Below are 17,830 nucleotides of genomic sequence, written 5' to 3'. Positions count from 1 at the left end.
AACTGATTTCTAAAACTGTCATTCCCGGCCAGGCTGGGCGGGATTATCGGGAATCTTGTTACACAGTCCGCACATAGATCCCCGATAAAAAATCAAGTTGTCCGAGAACCGGTATTGTCTCTCCTGCAAGCTTTAATCCAAAAGTTCATTTTGTGCTTAACTAATGAAAATAGACCCCCGATTAAAGCGCTCGGGGGTGACAGTTTTGGGGTTCTCGGATAGCCTGAAAGCATTAGGGAATGACAGTGATAAGGTTTATGAATAGATCAGGTTAATAACTCCATATAACTTTTCCCATTTATTTACCGTTAAAATGGCTGATTGGTTTATGTAATTTGGTTGATGGTGCTCTATGAGATTATGTGAAGGTTTTAGTACGGACTTGATACAAAATCATCGCTAATCCCCCAAGGACAAAAAATTATTATTCGGTAGGTTGTGTCCTGAGTCCGTTGAAGGAGTCTATTTTAACATTAACTAAATCCCGAATAGAATTAACGGTATTAGCAACATTTAATCACATCAGACTTTTAAAATAACCACTGTTAGTTCCGTTTTCTCTACAGGAACTTTTCCTTGATATCGGAGGTTAAAAGAACAAGTTTGTCTAAATTTCAAAAAAATGAAAAACATTTTGTTGCAACCTTGAAAACACGACCTTATATTGTATGGACGTTTAACTATATATCTATATATAGTTGTATTTCCAGTTTCACAGCCCGGATTAATCAGGCAATAAAATTAAATGTACTGCTGAAATTAAAAAACTGAGGAGAGCAGAATGACCTGGGAACAAATTGATGACCTGCAAGCTTTACGAATCGCCATCCAATCGGAAATGGATGCTTACCAATTTTACAAAAAAGCCTTAAAATTATTTAAGGATCAAGATTCTCAGGCTTTGCTATCAACTCTAGCAGATGTTGAAAAAAAACAACTTAAAAAATTGGAGGAGAAATATTCCAATCTTTCGGGAAAACGGCTTTTGTACATTAATTTACCGCGAAGACGCGGTTTCAAAAAGCCAATTGAACCGAATTCCACTGTTTTACAAATTCTTGAAACCGCCATCGAACAGGAACGTGAAAGTATCAACTTTTATAAAAAGGCGGCACAACGCACAATCGACGCAAAGGGTAAGCAAATGCTGGAAGAATTAGCTGAAGAAGAAAAATGCCAGATCGATTTGCTTGAAACCGAATACAGGGTGCGGTTAAAAAACAAACCCTCCTATAATAAGATGAAATTGGTAGAAGCCGGCTGATTTAATGCATACACGATAAAAAACCAGTGAAATGTTATAATTGATTATTCTTAGCCCACACTGAAGTTGTGGGCTAATTATTTTATACTTCATTTGTGAGAAGATTAAAAACCCACCAATTCATAGTCCAGGTGAAAATAAATTATGGACTATTCCGAATTTTTATGGATTAAAATAAAGTAACTATCTGTCATTCAGATCGTTGTGTTTATGCAAAAAAATCTAGCATCATCTTCAATTCAAATCTGACAATAAGGACAAGAAAGAGGAAGATGATAAATAACTCAACTTTTTACTAATCTTTAAACTTTCTTTTCATCAGGAAAATAAACCAACAATTTACGTTTTGAAAATTAGTAATTTGAAAATCAAGGGATAGTAATTCATTTAATTTCAAACCAGTTCTTGAAGGTTACTGAAAAACATATGAATAAAAAAGAACAAACGTTATTAGTTGGTGCGCATGTCTCTACAAGTGGCGGTGTTTTTAACGGGATTGACCACGGGGAAGAAATTGGAGCGACTGTAATCCAGATTTTTTCCAAAAATCAAACTAGGTGGGTTTCAAAACCGTTAAGTGATATAGATGTGGAGAAATTTAAAGAGAGTTGGAAAAACTCAGCCATTGTGGAAATCGTTATACACGGTTCTTATTTAATTAATTTAGCTAGCCCGGATCCGGTAGTTTTGGAAAAATCCAGGAATGCTTTTTTGGATGAGGTGGAACGGGCTGAACAACTGGGTATTCGGTATTTGATTTTTCACCCGGGATCTCATTTGAAAATGGGGGAGGAGACCGGGTTAAAGAAAATTGCCGAAAGTTTAAATAGAGTTATTGAGAAAACGGCAAACGATTCCGTCCGGCTGCTGCTTGAAACCACAGCAGGCCAGGGAACAAACCTAGGATATAAATTTGAACAGTTGGCCACCATTATAAATTTGGTTGACGCTAAAAACCGCGTAGGCGTCTGCCTGGATACCGCTCACATCTTTGCTGCCGGCTACGACATTCGGAGTCGTGAAAATTATGAAGATGCCTGGAAGACATTTGATAATATCCTTGGAATGGACACATTGTATGCCATCCATGCGAATGATTCAAAAAAGGAAATGGATAGCCGGGTAGACCGCCACGAGAATATTGGCGAAGGACTCATCGGAGAAGAAACATTCCGTCTGATGATGAATGATCCACGACTTAAAAAGATTCCCAAAGTTCTTGAAACACCTGGGGGCTTGGAAGAACATAAGCGCAATTTGGAAATATTGAAGAGTTTCGTTAATGAGAAATAATACTCATAGATCATTTAATATAATTTAATTAACCCGAATAATTCATGAATCATGCTTTCATGCTTAAAATTTCCAACTATGTCATCCCGTCGTGAAGCGGGATTTTCAGGGGTGTGTAAAATAGACGACCAAGTGGATAGCCCAATTCCTATGAATTGTAATCCCTGCATGCTACCCGTTAAACTTGTGCCCACATGATTTTAGTGAGTAAACATACGGGCACAAGCTTAATTAATCGGGGATCTTTTTGCCCGATGCTGGATACTGATGAAAAAAACAACAAATAATAAAAGGCAAAACACACCTGAGGTTGATATCCAAACAAGACAGACAAGAATGTCTGTCCTACCAAAGACAGGTATAGGATGTTTTGACATGAACTTAGTGAAAAGATCAGGCTCCGGCGCATCAACACGGTTGATGCGCTCCAAAAAAAACGGTACATATTCTGTCTTTTCTCCGGTCTCCTATTCTCCCATTCGCCCTTCTCCGATTCCCATATGCCACTCTAATTTTTAGGCACTTTTTCTTTGTTACTTTGTTACTTTGTGCCTCTGTGCCTTTGTTACTCTGTCACTCTATCACTCTTCCAACAAATTCCTCAACACGGTTTGCAGAATACCGCCGTTCCGATAGTAGTCTACCTCAACATGGGTATCAAGCCGTGCCAAAACTTCAAATGTCTTTTCGGGGTTATTTTTATCACTTGCTTTAACCAGCAATATCTTTCCAGGTGATAAATGACTGGAAATTCCGGTAATTGTATAACTCTCTTTTCCGGATAAGTTTAGCGAGGATGCACTTTCTCCCGCCTTAAATTGCAGGGGCAGAATGCCCATGCCAAGCAGGTTGCTGCGGTGGATTCTCTCGTAGCTTTCAGCGATGACGGCCTTTACTCCCAAAAGGCCAGTCCCTTTCGCCGCCCAGTCGCGGCTGCTGCCGGTGCCGTACTCTTTGCCGGCAATGACGATTAAGTCCGTAGCCTTTTCTATGTATTGCATGGCGGCTTCATAAATTGATGTTTGTTCCCCGGTGGGAAAATAAATCGTAACGCCGCCTTCGGTTCCGGGAGCCAGCTTATTCTTGATTCGAATATTGGCGAATGTGCCCCGCATCATGACTTCATGATTACCCCGGCGAGATCCGAAAGAGTTGAAGCTCAATTGCTCAACGCCGTGGGAAACCAGGTACTTCCCTGCCGGACCATCAACCGGAATAGCGCCAGCTGGTGAAATGTGATCAGTGGTTGTGGAATCACCCAGAAAAACCAAAACCCGGGCATCGCGAATATCTTCAGGATCTGAGAGGTCCAATTTCATATTCTCGAAAAATGGCGGATTCTTGATATAAGTCGAAGAGCTATCCCAGGGGTATATTTCACTGTACTCCGAAGACAACGCCTGCCATTTTTCATCGCCATCGAAAACGCCGGCATACTGCTCCCGGAACATTTCAGGAGATATAGACTGCCGGACCGTATCCGAAATCTGTTGCTGGCCAGGCCAGATATCGCGCAAAAATACAGGATTCCCGGCATCATCTTCACCGAGAGGTTCATTGCTGAAATCAAAATCGATGCGGCCGGCCAGGGCATACGCCACCACCAGTGGTGGTGATGCCAGATAATTCGCTCTTGTCTGTGGATGAATTCGCCCCTCAAAATTACGATTACCACTCAAGACCGAAGCAGCGATCAAATTACCTTTCTTTATCCCTTCCGCAATGGGTTGCGGCAGCGGACCGCTATTACCGATGCATGTCGTGCAGCCAAATCCAACCAGGTTAAAGCGCTGCTCGGCCAGGGCGTCTACCAAATCCGCTTTTTCCAAATATTCCATCACCACTTTGGATCCCGGCGCCAGACTGGTCTTTACCCACGGTTTGGAGCGAATACCTTTTGCCAATGCATTTTTCGCCAGCAAAGCAGCCGCGACCATCACAAAGGGATTGGAGGTATTCGTGCAGCTTGTAATTGCCGCAATTACAATCGAGCCATGGCGAAGTTCGAATTGATCGCCATTGTTACGCACTGAGGCTGAATTGGTTAAGTCATTTTCCGAGAGTGCAAAGCCCCGTTCATCGACAGGCGCTTTTAAACTGGTTTGAAAATCGGCTTTGATTTCCTTGAGCAACACCTTATCCTGTGGGCGTTTTGGTCCGGCTATGGTTGCTTCTACAGACTCCAGATTTAATTCCAGAGTATCCGCAAATTCCGGCTCAGGCGTGTCTTCCGTTCGAAAAAGTGTTTGTTCCTTGCAGTAGGTTTCCACCAAATCGATCAACTCCTCACTTCGCCCGCTAAGTCTTAAATAAGCAAGCGTTTGAAAATCAACCGGAAAGAAGCCCATGGTTGCGCCATACTCCGGCGCCATGTTGGCGATGGTTGCGCGATCGGCGAGACTCAGGTTGCTCAACCCGGAGCCAAAAAACTCGACGAATTTTCCGACTACGCCTCTTTCCCGCAGCATTTGGGTAACCGTTAGTACCAGGTCCGTCGCGGTGGAACCATCCGGCAATTCTCCATAGAATTTAAACCCAACGACTTCCGGGGTCAGCATGTAGTAGGGTTGGCCCAGCATAACCGCCTCAGCTTCTATACCGCCGACTCCCCAACCCATTACACTCAAGCCGTTGATCATGGTCGTGTGGGAATCTGTGCCGACCAGTGTGTCGGGAAAAGCCATGGTCGCACCATCCTGTTCTTTGCTGGCAACAACGGAAGCAAGGTATTCAAGATTCACCTGGTGCACGATACCGGTGCCCGGCGGCACCACTCTAAAATCTCTAAAACTTTGCTGTGCCCAGCGCAGCAGTATGTAGCGTTCCTTATTGCGTTCGTATTCTCTTTCCACATTATATTTAAAAGCATCTGCTGTGCCAAATCGATCAACCTGAACGGAATGGTCAATCACTAAATCGGTTCTGACCAACGGATTGATTTTAGCGGGATCGCCGCCAAATTTTTGCATCGCATCCCGTAAAGCTGCCAGGTCGACCACTGCGGGCACGCCGGTAAAATCCTGCATGACGACCCGGGCCGGCATGTACGGAACTTCCGTTTTTACAACATTAGTCGGGTTATAGGCAGCCAATTTCTTCACATCGTCTTCAGTAACCAATCTTCCGTCTTCGTTTCGCAACACATTCTCCAATAATATTTTTATGGAAAACGGCAGCCGTGAAAGCTGCGTGAGGTTTGCATCTTCCAAACGTGACAAGCTAAAAAATTGGTACTCTTTACTACCGACCATGAAAGAATCCTGGGCAGAAAAACTGTTTTTAAACAATCGTTGCATTTGGGGTTTCCTCTAAAACTATTATTAATTTGAATTATTTATGGTTCATCATAAAAATGCATACTTTTCGATTTGTAAATGTAAGCGGATATGATAACTTTTCCAAAGAATAAGATTTATTTATGGAAAGGATGGTCTTAAAACTAGTGCCTATTTTTGAAGAATAAGTACGGTACATAAACTATTCATGATCCTTAATTAATTATTAATCCTCTACGAGGATTTGAAAACCTTGATCAACTCCATATCTACAAAAACAAAACCTCTACGAGGTTATTTATAACTTAACTCATAAGGAATGAGCTATCCACAGATTTGAAATAACCTCGTTTACGATGGATTTATAAGATCTCCCATAACTAAAAACATCGTAGATGTTTAATTATTGTAGAAGGAAGTTCTCTTATTTGAACATATCCGTCGGCTGACGGATACATAAAAAGGTGGATACATATCATTTTGTAATATTCTTCATCCTGACATAATATTTTACGTTTTAGTCTGTGGCAATTGTTACTTTTCCTCTTGGCGGTCTTCGCGTCTTTGCGGTTCATGAATTACCAGGTCAATTCATTTTTTATTCTTAATCAATACACCAGAATCATTTTTTTCGTCTGGGTAAAATCAGTTCCGACTAACCTGTAGAAATAAACGCCTGAGCCGACAAGCTTGCCGGTGTCATTCCTGCCATCCCACTGGATTTGGTGGTTTCCAGAAGAAAAATTATCGGCAACCCATTCTCGAACCAGGCGGCCGGCAAGGTCATAAATAGCTAAAACAATATCCGATTGAACCGGGACGGAAAAAAGAATCACTGTCTCGCCGTTGAATGGGTTGGGATAATTCTGGCTGAGTTCGAAGGCAGCTGGACCATCAAAAAGCGTTGAAACAGATGTTGGCGTACCAACCTTGAAATCGGCAAATACAGGGAGGTGATCTGAAGCTTGATGCAATGCATTTGCTACGTTGGCGGAAACAGCACTATTGCTTCCGGCGCTAATGGCCTGGTCAAAATGATTTCCATCATTACCAAACGCTCTGTAGGTAGCTGGTAATATATCCATTCCACCACCGCTCAGTACACTATTGGAAACCAACATGATATCGAATCGATCATCCAAACCACCTCCTGCCCCATCCCCAAAAGCGGTTATACGGGTTGACTGAGAATGTATACTTCTAAATGAACTGTTAATGTGCCAATTGCCGAATTGATTAATGGGATCATACAACCTGCCATTATTATCGGCCTGTGATCCGGTTGCGGTTAACAGGTTGTAGGCGGGTTCGGAGGCAGTATAAATATTAAAATCTCCTGCCACAATAAAATTCGAAGTAGATAAGAGTAAATTTAATTTTGTCCTGAGAATAGTCGCTTCAGCGAGCCGTTTGTTTTCGTTTTCAGCGCCCTGGCTGGCTTTTAAGTGTAATGAATAAATACTAAACTGAACCTCATTTGACGATAACACATATTCAGTTATTGCGCGCAAAGCAGTCGTTATGTTTTGGCTCCCTAGTAACAAAATCTTTGCACTTTTATAGAACAGACCGTTATCCGTATCAAAGCCATTTAGAAAAGGGGCGGCCTGGTAAGCATTGCTATTATGGTTCATTACATCGTTTAGAAAAGTCGTAACACCAATCGCCTCTGTCAATTCCTGCACAACCAGAATATCCGGATCGATGGCATCGATTACAGTTATGAAATGAGGGATGCGAGAATTACTGGTTGCATCGGGAAAGTTGAGAAGGTTATAGGTTGCTATACGAAGCGTATCAACCTGGGCCTGGGAATAACCGGCGCAGATAAAAGTAATTAGAATGAGTAACAGTCGTTTCATTTTCCAGCCTGTATTATTTTCGTTTTTTCTAAAATATTGGCGATAGAATTAATCAAATAAAAGCGCTTTAAGCAATTTAAATTTGGGGATTATTTGGGCAGCAGCCATTTTGAAATGTCTCATCGTTTTGGTCTCTCCAAAAGATGGGAATACTCTTTCTTAATTTGCTGCAAAAGTGTTGAGTCTAATTCAGCTTCATAAAGTGTTTTTACTTTAGATAGTTGCTCAATGGTTAGATTTCTTGACACTGTCAAGCTGAGCATAACCGGGGTAGGCGCCCTGAAGCTGAGCACCACTCAGGTTGGCTCTCTGAAGTTGAGCCATTACGAAGTTGGCACTGTCAGCCCGCACCTTACAGAGGTCTCGTTTCTCCACTCATCTATATGGTCTGGACCAGTTAAGGGATCAAAACTGATACCCTGGTGCCTCCAACGACGGTATAATGTTCGAGCCTCTTGAATCGCTGTCAAGGCTTCTTCAATTCGGTCCTTAGAATTCGATTGTGATGTAATCCGATTTGATAAAGAATTCAAACTAAACCAGTGGGCTCGACATGCAATTTGATCTGTCCAGATATGCGGCATCAATCCACCCTCCCAACCCAAATGAGGAAACGTTCCCGTTATACTATCCTTGAATCCTCACAACTTCTTTGTGTAAAAATATGGTGGCGAGTCACTGGTCAATTAAGGGAATTTTTTCCAACCCCCAAAAAGCCTACTGCTCAATATCCGTAGATAATTTAAAGCGAACGATACGGTTATTGCCGGTATCCGCTATATAGAGGGTTTTATCGAAGAATGCTACACCGTTGGGGTTGTTAAATTGTTTTTCGCCGGAGCCGCTTTCACCAAAGGATTGCAACTCTCCACCCGAAGGAGAAAATTTGAACAGGCGGTCCAAATCACTATCGATCACATAAATATTGCCGGTTAAATCGATGGTAACATCTTGTGGCTGGGAAAATTTGCCCGGCACCAGCATATCGAAATTCCCCTGGGCTGGATTAAGACGGGGAATAAATCCAAACTCGCCGGCGGTCATCCATTGCACTTTAAATGAGTTGTCGCCAATCATACAAAAAATAAAATCATCCGAAAAATTGCGCAGTGTTGTAATACCGCTTGGGCTGGATGCAGACAATATTCCAAGTCCGTTTGGAACTAAGTTAACAGCGTCGGCTACACGAACATTAAAATCCTCCGGAAAAAACAGGACCTGGTTGTCTCTTTTCCTCGATCCTGTAGCTGTTACAAAATATCGAAGTACAGACTGCCCCAGCACACTTCTTAGGACTGCAGCAACACCGGTAATTTTTCGATCCGGATTATCCACTTCTTCAAAAACAAGCTCCACTGGAGCATCCTGAATTTGATGACCATATTGCACAAGCTGAATGCGATAAATTTTGTTGCTGTCGGTAACGATAATCAGGTTCAGCTTAGTATCTTGAGTAATTGCCACCGGATTTTCAATCGGTTGAGATTCACCGAGAATATTGCCCGATAAATCCAGCATCACGATACGGTCATTGCCTGTATCTGCAACATAAACCAGTGGTTCGTTGCCAAGCAAGATGTCCTGGGGATGATCAAAGGTATAACCTGCTGCGGCATCCCAAACCGGCCGTAATTGCAGATAAGTAGTATCGCTCACCGATAGGTTAAACGCACCGATCTCAGGTTGAGCCGGCAGAGGAAATTTTTCACCGCCGCAGTTTAAAAAAAAGAAAAAAGAAAAAAAGAAAAAAATGTTTGTTATTGTTTTCATATTAAAATTGAAAATTCATAGATAAACGTGTTGCATTCCCTAATCGCCCAAAACTCGAGTAGGAAATATCGGCTTTGAGATGTACCGGCTTCAAAGGCAAATTTATTCCAGCGCCGAATGTAAAGGATTCTTCTACCACATTAGCTCGATAACCACCACGCAGCGCCAGGGTGTTGTTCCACCAATATTCCAACCCCAAATTCAAGTTTTCGGAATTGTCGTTGGGATGGTTTAATTGAATGGATGAAGTAACCTTATTTACCTCATTATCAACCAATTCCGTAGCAAAACCAATACGAAAAATAGTGGGTGGTGAAAAATCTTGAAATTGATCTACTTCAGAACCATCACGAAAAACAACGGAACCCTTTGGCTCACTGTTAGCACCAAAATTAACTACAGATACAGCAAAACGGGAGCTGCCGAATCCAGTCCAATAGTAAGTGCCAAAATCGATTAATACACTTCGAAGGTGGATATCATCTAAAGTTTCATCAATATATTTTACAGTAAGCCCCGCGCTAAACCGGTCCGTCATTTTTCTGGCAATGGTTACCCCGATTGCAATATCGCCAAAGGATACAAACCTCCCCGTTCCACGGGGTTGATACTCTGTGGTTTCCTCAAAGTCATCCGTGTGCAATGTGTTGACGCTGATGCCGATTGCTGTAACATTGCCAAGCTTTTGAACATAACCGATAAACTCATGCTTAATGTCTACAGGCCAATTCACATGAGAAAAAATGAGCTCATTCTTCCCAATTTGGACGATACCAGCGGGATTCCAATACAATGCTGAGGCATCGTTTGCGACAGCTACGAAGGATTCGCCCATTCCCACGGCTCGACCGCCAACGCCAATTTTTAAAAACTGGAACATGGCAGTGCCGGTTCGTTGACCGCCAAGAATAGGAATAAGCTGAGCTTTGGCGTCAAAGGCGCTTACACTGATGATCAAACATAATAGGATTAATCTAGTTTTTTGAAACATATTATTTTGATCGCGTTTAGATTATTATTGAACACATGTAATACCAAAATGTCAGCACAGAATCTGTTGGTTAAAACCTAACTGAAAATCCAATCCTGACATTTCTTTGAGTTAAATACCTCGCCGGATTAAAAGGAAACGGATTTAAAGGCGCCTGGGTATCTGGAAATAATGGATCGTTCCAACTTGTCGGCGTCGGATCGCCAAATTCATATGCCTGCCCGGTTACAGGATTTATGATCTGAGGATTATCTCTATCCAGCAAATTTATAACTTCCATCATAAATGTGTAATCCAAACCAAAAATCTTAAAATACTTCTCAAAATTTAAGTTGACCCAAAACCAATGAACGGAAAGCTCGCCAAATGGATCGTCACTTTCACCATTTTGGTCCAGATCGCTGGTGTATTCAGGCCTTCCATCCTGTAAAATAGTGCCGGTAGCGAATAGCGGGGTGTAGCGCTTACCGGCCTGGGCGAATAAACGGATGTTTAAATTCCAATTGTCGGGAATTTTAACGCCAAATAATTTTAAATCTTCTCCTTCTCTAACATGAAAATTAGTTACGCCGCTAACCTGCCAGGGTCTATCCCAAATTAAGAAATCTTCAGTAATGGGCTTCTCGTTCAGCGAACCTTGTGAGACTAAAAATGCATCGTCAGGAGATGAACTTTTGCCTGTTGCAATAGAAAACGTACCGCTAATTGACCCGGTTAAATATCTTCCTGCTCGTGTACGATATTCAGCTTCAATTCCTCTTGATCTGGAATAATCCAAATTCAAATAAGTTGTAAATGATCTGCCGGATAAACGTCCAGTCCCACGAAAATTTACAGTTGTGACATAATCAAAAATATCCTTGTAGTAGGCGGTAATTGTAAAAACATCATTCTGGCTAAACTTATGCCTTACTCCAAATTCATAAGCAACAGTGGTCTCAAAATCCAGACTTGGATTACCAAATTTTTGAAAAGTAGATTTCGCACTGTTCTCACCTAGTTTGGCATACACGAATTGAGGCTTTGGCCGCTTGGAGAAATGACCATAAGAGAAAAACAGCATCTGGTTGTCTGAAATAGGGTGTGAAATTCCTAACCTCGGGCTAATTCGTCCACGCCATCGCCGACCAAAAAAATTATGGGTTTCATTTTTAAATACTTCTCTTGTATTTTCACTTATTGTAACAATCTCCGGGTTATCAATGGCATCCTCGACATATTTACCTGGGAACCAGTAATCAAACCGCATTCCAACATTGGCAACTAATCCTTTAAATTTAATCTGGTCTTGAGCATAAAAGCTACCAAAGGCCGGCGAAACTCGATAGATATCATTGTTTAGCCCTAAATCGCCAAACCAGGGCTTAAAGATATCGATCAATTGCATTTCTGAAAAACTTATTTCGATTCCTGTTTTGATCTTGTGTGCATTATTTTTGGAATTGCGTGTATAATTTCCTTTGAAAGTATATTCTTCAACGTAATGATCATGCCAGGTAAATCCATCCCCGGAATCCCAAAAACCATCACCTGGAAAAACATTTACAATCGAGCTGTCGGAACTATAAAAATAGTCAATCGGTTGTGTTACAATATCCTGCGGCTCTTCATATTCAGTCCAGTGTTTGCCGTTGACATCGGTGCGCAAATGAGAGAAAAACCGAGCCAATTTCAGTTCATAGAAAGATTGTGGATTGAGTGTGTGGGTCCAGGTTAATGCAAGTTGTTTGTTTAAATGGGTAAACGTATTATAATTATCTAAATTTTTCTCAAAATCATATGGATAACCCGGTCCGGGTTCGACAAATTCAAGGTTGGTTTGCAGCGATTTTGAGTTTTGGTTGATATTGATGGATTGATTCCCAGAAATTATCAATTTGTGAGTTGGATCCAGTTTCCAGCTGAGTTTGAATAAGCCAATCCAACTGTTAGTTTGCCGGGGTGCATAACGGGTGCCATGATAAATTGATGAAAAAAGCTGCTTAGCTCCTTTCAGGGTATAGCCATCGCTGATCTGCATATACAGGCTGCTAAATAAGGAAATCTTACCGGGGATGTTTAAACCCAGTTGCGGCAAAATAACATTGGAAAAAGGTTCAGGGCCGCTAATAGTGAATTCGGCAATATCGGTATTAAAACTGTTGCTGCTTCGCTCGCTTAGATTGCCAATGATGGGGGTTCCTGAATCAAAGTTGCCAATGTGGTCTACTTTATAAGACAATGCGCCGGTATATTTTGCTCCGCCTTCTTTGGTTTTTACATTGATGATCCCGGACATCGCCTGACCATATTCTGCCTTAAACCCACCAGTAATCACTTCAACTTCCTCGATAGCTTCAATGCTTAATTGCAATCCGAATCCGGTTCCGGACAAGGGGTCCTGAACAGACATGCCATCAATCAGGTATGCATTTTCATAAGATCGTCCGCCTCGGATATGGATTTCATCGTCGCTCCTGACGACTCCGACCTGGTTAGAAACAATATCTTGTACACTTTCCACAACTTCCGCTTGAATTTCAGAGCTTGAAATACTCCTTCGGCTGGCAGTTTCTTCGATGTCAAATAAGGGTCGTTCCCCAATAATAACCACCTCTTCACCAAAGGCAAGAACAGAAACCTCAAGCTCAACATCTACTTTGGTTGTTTGATCTGCTAAAACCCTTACACCAGTATTCTGAGTTTTTTTGTAGCCAATCATAGAAATTTCCATAGTATATTGACCCGGATTCATGCTCCTTATCGTGTAATTACCCTGAAGATCTGTTGCTGCACCATAATAGGTTCCTTTGATCATTACATTTACACCGGGTAGAGGTTCTTTGGTTTCCTCGTCCGTAATTTTCCCTGTTATTTGGCCTTTGGTTTGTGCATAGACATCAAGAATTGAAATCAACGACAGGAAAGTCAGAATGAAAAGAATTTTGGGCAATGTTTTCATCTCGTCACCTAAATTAGAAAATTTCGATAAAGATTTTTTCGATCAACTGATCCACTGTGCCAAAGCCATCGAGTGCGGCCAGGGGCAGGGCGAAAAAAGCAAATGTGGAATTCGCATCGATCAATCCCATGACTGGGGAACCACCCCAGAAACCCGGTTTTTCGGGTAGGACATAAAGTACGTTCGCACTAACTTTTGGAGCGAGTGTAAATATATCCGGAATAAGCGCGGCGGTAAGTTTCAACTCCGGAAGGCCCAATTGCCTGGCAAACTCAGTTGTCATAACCAGTTGATTCCTGATCAATCGATTTATTCTCTCACCCAGGCTGTCAACAGGTGAGAAAGCAAGCGGAGAGCCCAGATTGGTGGTATTCCGTGGGAATACAGTGGTCATGATCAATTTGCCACCGTTGTCTAGAAATTCCGGAATGGCCACTTGTGCCTTTTCCAAATTCGGGCCCGAATCAGCGAACCAATATATTCGATCATACAGAAGAAGTGTTTCTGTGAACGCCCTGGCACCTGGGGGCTTTAATTCTCCGCTATTCCGTTTGATATCCCAAACGTCAAACGTGCCAATCAGTGACTGAAGAATTGCATTATAAAAACTGGCGGTGTTATCTGCGATGTTGTGATCGTCGATGACGAGAAAATTGCTCCTGGGAACCCGCACATACCAAATATCGTCCTCGTCACGCGGCATCCGGATAATGCTGCTGCTGGCCCCGGCAATGTCGATGGCGCGGAGAAAAAAAACATGATCACCTTCTGTCAGACCGTCTTTTGCTGCAAGCGTAACGGAATTTATTTTGGGTTCGAGGTCAATCCAAACCTCGTTCGTGTCATCCAGGATGTATTGAAACTTCGAAATATTTCCATCTCCGTCCGGGTCTGATCCCGACCAGACGAAGGTTGCAACTGTAAATGTTGTATCCGGAACTTCCGTTCCAAGCGGGAATTCAACGGAGGGTATGGAGTTAACAAGCGGGAATTGCTTTTCCGCCGGACTAGGATCTGCGGCACCCTCATCGTCAATGGCCTTTACGCGCAAAGTATAAACAGTGTCCGCACCGGAAAGCTTTAGCGTAAACGTCTCCGTTCTTTCCGTTGTAAATGTCCAAAAAGGTGCCGGCGAATCGTTGTCCCAGGTTTCAACATTTTCTGCGCTTGCTTCAAACGTGTAGATAAAGCCAACCACGATACCATCTGGATCGTCTCCCCACCAGTGAAATGTCTGACGGCTGGTTGTGGCGTTGAGCGCATTGTCTGAAAAAATGGAAATATGAGTCTCGGGGGGCTGGTTAGGTATAGGGTTATCACCAAAATCCTTTGAGCAGCTAAAAAAGAGCGAAGCTAAAATCACAAGAATTAAAATTTTGTAAGTGCTGTAACTAAACATGCTTAGCAAGAAGTTATTTTTACTCCCAGACAATTAAAAAATGAACTTGAACTTGAAGGGGAGGGCATCTGAAGCTGCCCTCCCTCTCCAATAATGTTACTACTTCAGCAGCAGCATCTTCTGAATCTTAGTGAAATCTCCGGATTTGAACCGGTAGAAATAGATGCCACTGGCAACTTTCAGACGCTGGTCATTCAAACCATTCCAGCGAACTTCGTAATTACCGGCCGGCTGATCCTTATCGATCAGCGTCCGGACTTTCTGGCCCATCAGGTTAAAAACCGTCAAACTAACCGCTCCCTTATTCGCAAGCGAATACTGAATGGAAGTTTCCGGATTGAATGGGTTCGGGTAATTTTGCTTCAGCTCATAGGTAAATGGTACGCCAAGCAAATTATCATCCTCAACTCCCGTGGTATTATCCAAGTCATCGTTATTGCGCGGTTGAATTTTGAAATTTCCAAACGTCCAATCCAAAATACCTTGTATGGCGTAGCGTTCTCCAGCGTGAAAAGCGGTATCAGGACTTGTTTGACCTTGAAAGATTGCAGACAAATCATCAATCCTTAGCTCGCCGCTGCCGTCGTTCACCGTAAATTCTCCGAAACCGGGGAATCCATCCGGCCGCTCATTGATGACTTCAGCATTTTCGACTCGCACAAACATACCTTCATAACTTTCGGCGCCTGCAGCACCGGTGTTAATATCGCCGGTGTTCATCATCAGTGGATCAGGAAGAGTATTCCCGCTTGACAAGACATTCGCGCTGGTTACATTGTTGATTTGGGTTTGACCGAAGCATTCTCCCACGGTTCCGGTTACCTCAACCTCATCGCCGAGGTTTACATTGTTCACATTGTCAAGGACCAGAACTCCGCTCCAGGGATCCGTGCCATCTTGAATCCAGTAGAACGAGAAATCCGCTGAGTCGGTTGTTGCGATGCCGGTAACTGTAATCGGCAATCCTACTGCACCTGAATTGCCATTTGCAAACGGTGTGAATTGAACATCACGGATCGTGGGTCCTGCATCTCGAACATAATAGAAAAAGTTTCCGGTTGCGGGAGCCCTTGTGCTATCAGCGGTGTCGTCTGCCGCTGTCAGAAAATATTCAACTAGAGCGCCGTCAGCCTGGGCGGGAATATCTGCAGAATAAAGGCTGTCAGCAAAGTTGATGACTGCTTGTTGACTTGAGCCACCGCCGGTTGCCATGTCTACCTTTTGAAAAGCACCTCCATCCACGCGATAGTCAACCGTAGCCGTTGCAACTGCGCCTTGAGCGTCTTGAATGACCGCGGAGACCGTTACTGCTTCGGCAGCCGTCGGAATTGTTGGGGTTCGGCTGGCATTGGATATCTCGGGCGGCGAAGAGGCAATCTCGATATCGGCAAGGGTTCGCGGATTAATGGTAATCAGTCCGCTGGAGGTTCCACCGCGCACAAAACCGGTCACATTGATTTTTGTCCCGGCCGGAAGATCAGGCCAGACATTGCCGTTATTGGTTACTGCATTACTTACGGCGCTAAAATAGTCATCCAGAATGATGGTACCGGACGCATCCGTAGCGGTCATGGTGTTGCCGGGCAGGCCGTTTGCAAGTATTGTGAGGTCTTCAAAGCGGGCCAGCACACCTTCCCAACGTTCTGACAGTTGGACATCTGCGGAGGTTCCAGCGGCGTTCAGGCCGAGATCTCCGGGTGTCAACACGATTAAATCAGGAAGCCCCGGATTTGCCGGGTCTGAGGCCGGGCCCACAAACTCGATGGGGGTAACCGGGTCCGTTATCAGTACGAATTGTGTGATACTGGGTGTATTAGGGGTGGGCTGGAATTCGGAGACAATTCCTGTTATTTTAATTGTGTCGCCCGGTACTGTAGCGGTAAGAAGTGTGCCCGCTACACCCGCTGTCGAAGTATCATTTTGAATGACAAAAAATCCGCTCCATGGACCGCCGCTTTCTTCCATGATAAAACCGCCCCATCGGGATCCCAGGAAGATCTCGCGCATATCCTGCATCACGATTCCTGTTACCGATAAAGTATCTCCGAGTTGGGGTGAATCGTCGTTCGCATCGGGACCGATATCGTCTGCCCGGATAAAGTTAAGGCTCTGAATACTTGGGCTTTCACTTAATGCCGCAGCATTAGGTGTTGCGGGGGCGTTAATACTCCAGATACCACCCTTCCAGGAAGTGTTTTCGCTGGTTTCGTCATGTCCGGTGATACCATTGCCACCTGTCCAATTCTCTAAATCTTCTACAGGTAAAACTCGTTGGGCAGATTTATCGGAATCGTGGGCATTGCCATCGCCATCATTATCTGCGTTCACAGTTGTTTGATCAGCAATCGCTGTATCGGCAGCGTAAGTTGATGTCTCTTCACCTGCATCAGGTCCGTCAATACTTACACCGGTTTTGTCAACTGCTTCAGCTTTATCTTGCCAAACGACATAATCGACATCCTTTACCAGGTCACTGACTCCGTCCCAATAGTAAAGGATTAGCACTTCGCCGGTACTTAACGCACCAAATTGAACATTGCCCGCATGGTTATCGTCGATACTCCCGGCAGTCGCTTCCAACATGTCAGGAACATCGCTTGCAAAATTAGAACCATCCTCATACAATTCGTAGGTTGGTAAAACGTTGTATTGATCAAAGAATAGTGAATCTCCAAGAATGGCAATGGTTTGGTATTCTCCGGGTCCAATCTTAGCGCCAGCTGGGAACCTTGCATTAAAATCACCAAACCCACCACCACCGCCATCGCCGGTAACGATATTATAATAGTATGTCCCACCACCAGCAAAAGTAGCGTCAGTAATGTAGTAATTGCTCAGATCAACTGAATCTGGTGTTGGATTATAAATCTCAACGAATTCTCCTGGAGTGGGTGTAACTGCAAACTCCGTAATTAACAAATGTCCTTGTCCAAACGACAATGAAGCGCCCAGAAAAACAACAGCGCTTATACTAACTAATCCAATAAATTTCTTCATTCTTCTACCTCCCAAACGTTAAGTAATTTAATTAATAC

The 17,830-nt window shown here is 43.3% G+C and carries 11 protein-coding genes; 2 read left to right on the top strand and 9 right to left on the bottom strand.

Features of this window, described 5'->3' with window-relative positions; all coding sequences use genetic code 11:
• Positions 1-781: 781 nt before the first annotated feature.
• Together IIC38_07745 and nfo are read left to right on the top strand one after the other, a co-directional pair.
• Positions 782-1,264 carry a ferritin family protein gene (locus IIC38_07745; GenBank protein MCH8125837.1) on the top strand — a complete coding sequence of 161 codons (483 nt, stop codon included), beginning with the start codon at positions 782-784 and terminating at the stop codon, positions 1,262-1,264.
• A 426-nt stretch (positions 1,265-1,690) separates the two neighbouring features.
• The gene (nfo, locus tag IIC38_07740) at positions 1,691-2,557 is read left to right on the top strand and encodes a deoxyribonuclease IV (protein ID MCH8125836.1); all 867 of its coding nucleotides are present in this window, start codon (positions 1,691-1,693) and stop codon (positions 2,555-2,557) included.
• Positions 2,558-3,138: 581 nt separating this feature from the next.
• On the opposite strand, the gene acnA is transcribed toward nfo, so the two are convergent.
• The 9 genes from acnA to IIC38_07695 all read right to left on the bottom strand — a co-directional run bounded on the left by acnA (position 3,139) and on the right by IIC38_07695 (position 17,792).
• Positions 3,139-5,853: an aconitate hydratase AcnA gene (gene acnA / locus IIC38_07735; GenBank protein MCH8125835.1), complete on the bottom strand. Its 2,715-nt coding sequence runs from the start codon at positions 5,851-5,853 to the stop codon at positions 3,139-3,141.
• Between the two features lie 587 nt (positions 5,854-6,440).
• Positions 6,441-7,694 carry a T9SS type A sorting domain-containing protein gene (locus tag IIC38_07730; protein MCH8125834.1) on the bottom strand — a complete coding sequence of 418 codons (1,254 nt, stop codon included), beginning with the start codon at positions 7,692-7,694 and terminating at the stop codon, positions 6,441-6,443.
• A gap of 225 nt (positions 7,695-7,919) precedes the next feature.
• Positions 7,920-8,018, bottom strand: a complete 99-nt coding sequence (locus IIC38_07725) for a hypothetical protein (protein MCH8125833.1) — start codon at positions 8,016-8,018, stop codon at positions 7,920-7,922.
• Positions 8,018-8,278: a hypothetical protein gene (locus IIC38_07720; protein ID MCH8125832.1), complete on the bottom strand. Its 261-nt coding sequence runs from the start codon at positions 8,276-8,278 to the stop codon at positions 8,018-8,020. The genes IIC38_07725 and IIC38_07720 overlap by 1 nt, the downstream gene beginning before the upstream one ends.
• Positions 8,279-8,411: 133 nt before the next feature.
• The gene (locus IIC38_07715) at positions 8,412-9,464 is read right to left on the bottom strand and encodes a hypothetical protein (protein MCH8125831.1); all 1,053 of its coding nucleotides are present in this window, start codon (positions 9,462-9,464) and stop codon (positions 8,412-8,414) included.
• A 1-nt stretch (position 9,465) separates the two neighbouring features.
• The gene (locus IIC38_07710; protein ID MCH8125830.1) at positions 9,466-10,455 is read right to left on the bottom strand and encodes a PorV/PorQ family protein; all 990 of its coding nucleotides are present in this window, start codon (positions 10,453-10,455) and stop codon (positions 9,466-9,468) included.
• Between the two features lie 70 nt (positions 10,456-10,525).
• Positions 10,526-13,396 carry a TonB-dependent receptor gene (locus tag IIC38_07705; protein MCH8125829.1) on the bottom strand — a complete coding sequence of 957 codons (2,871 nt, stop codon included), beginning with the start codon at positions 13,394-13,396 and terminating at the stop codon, positions 10,526-10,528.
• Positions 13,397-13,409: 13 nt separating this feature from the next.
• Complete coding sequence (locus IIC38_07700) at positions 13,410-14,804, bottom strand: hypothetical protein (protein MCH8125828.1); 1,395 nt, start codon at positions 14,802-14,804, stop codon at positions 13,410-13,412.
• A 90-nt stretch (positions 14,805-14,894) separates the two neighbouring features.
• Positions 14,895-17,792: a lamin tail domain-containing protein gene (locus tag IIC38_07695; protein ID MCH8125827.1), complete on the bottom strand. Its 2,898-nt coding sequence runs from the start codon at positions 17,790-17,792 to the stop codon at positions 14,895-14,897.
• Positions 17,793-17,830: the final 38 nt, after the last annotated feature.

Source organism: candidate division KSB1 bacterium, from assembly GCA_022566355.1.
GTDB lineage: Bacteria > Zhuqueibacterota > JdFR-76 > JdFR-76 > DREG01 > JADFJB01.
The sequence above is the reverse complement of the archived record's forward strand: the minus strand, read 5'-3'. Positions and strand labels throughout refer to the sequence as shown.

Bases quoted from the DNA above. Each gene is read 5' to 3' on its own strand.
- IIC38_07745 (MCH8125837.1), top strand. From the start codon at position 782: ATGACCTGGGAACAAATTGATGACCTGCAAGCTTTACGAATCGCCATC.
- nfo (MCH8125836.1), top strand. From the start codon at position 1,691: ATGAATAAAAAAGAACAAACGTTATTAGTTGGTGCGCATGTCTCTACA.
- acnA (MCH8125835.1), bottom strand. From the start codon at position 5,853: ATGCAACGATTGTTTAAAAACAGTTTTTCTGCCCAGGATTCTTTCATG.
- IIC38_07730 (MCH8125834.1), bottom strand. From the start codon at position 7,694: ATGAAACGACTGTTACTCATTCTAATTACTTTTATCTGCGCCGGTTAT.
- IIC38_07725 (MCH8125833.1), bottom strand. From the start codon at position 8,018: ATGGCTCAACTTCAGAGAGCCAACCTGAGTGGTGCTCAGCTTCAGGGC.
- IIC38_07720 (MCH8125832.1), bottom strand. From the start codon at position 8,278: ATGCCGCATATCTGGACAGATCAAATTGCATGTCGAGCCCACTGGTTT.
- IIC38_07715 (MCH8125831.1), bottom strand. From the start codon at position 9,464: ATGAAAACAATAACAAACATTTTTTTCTTTTTTTCTTTTTTCTTTTTT.
- IIC38_07710 (MCH8125830.1), bottom strand. From the start codon at position 10,455: ATGTTTCAAAAAACTAGATTAATCCTATTATGTTTGATCATCAGTGTA.
- IIC38_07705 (MCH8125829.1), bottom strand. From the start codon at position 13,396: ATGAAAACATTGCCCAAAATTCTTTTCATTCTGACTTTCCTGTCGTTG.
- IIC38_07695 (MCH8125827.1), bottom strand. From the start codon at position 17,792: ATGAAGAAATTTATTGGATTAGTTAGTATAAGCGCTGTTGTTTTTCTG.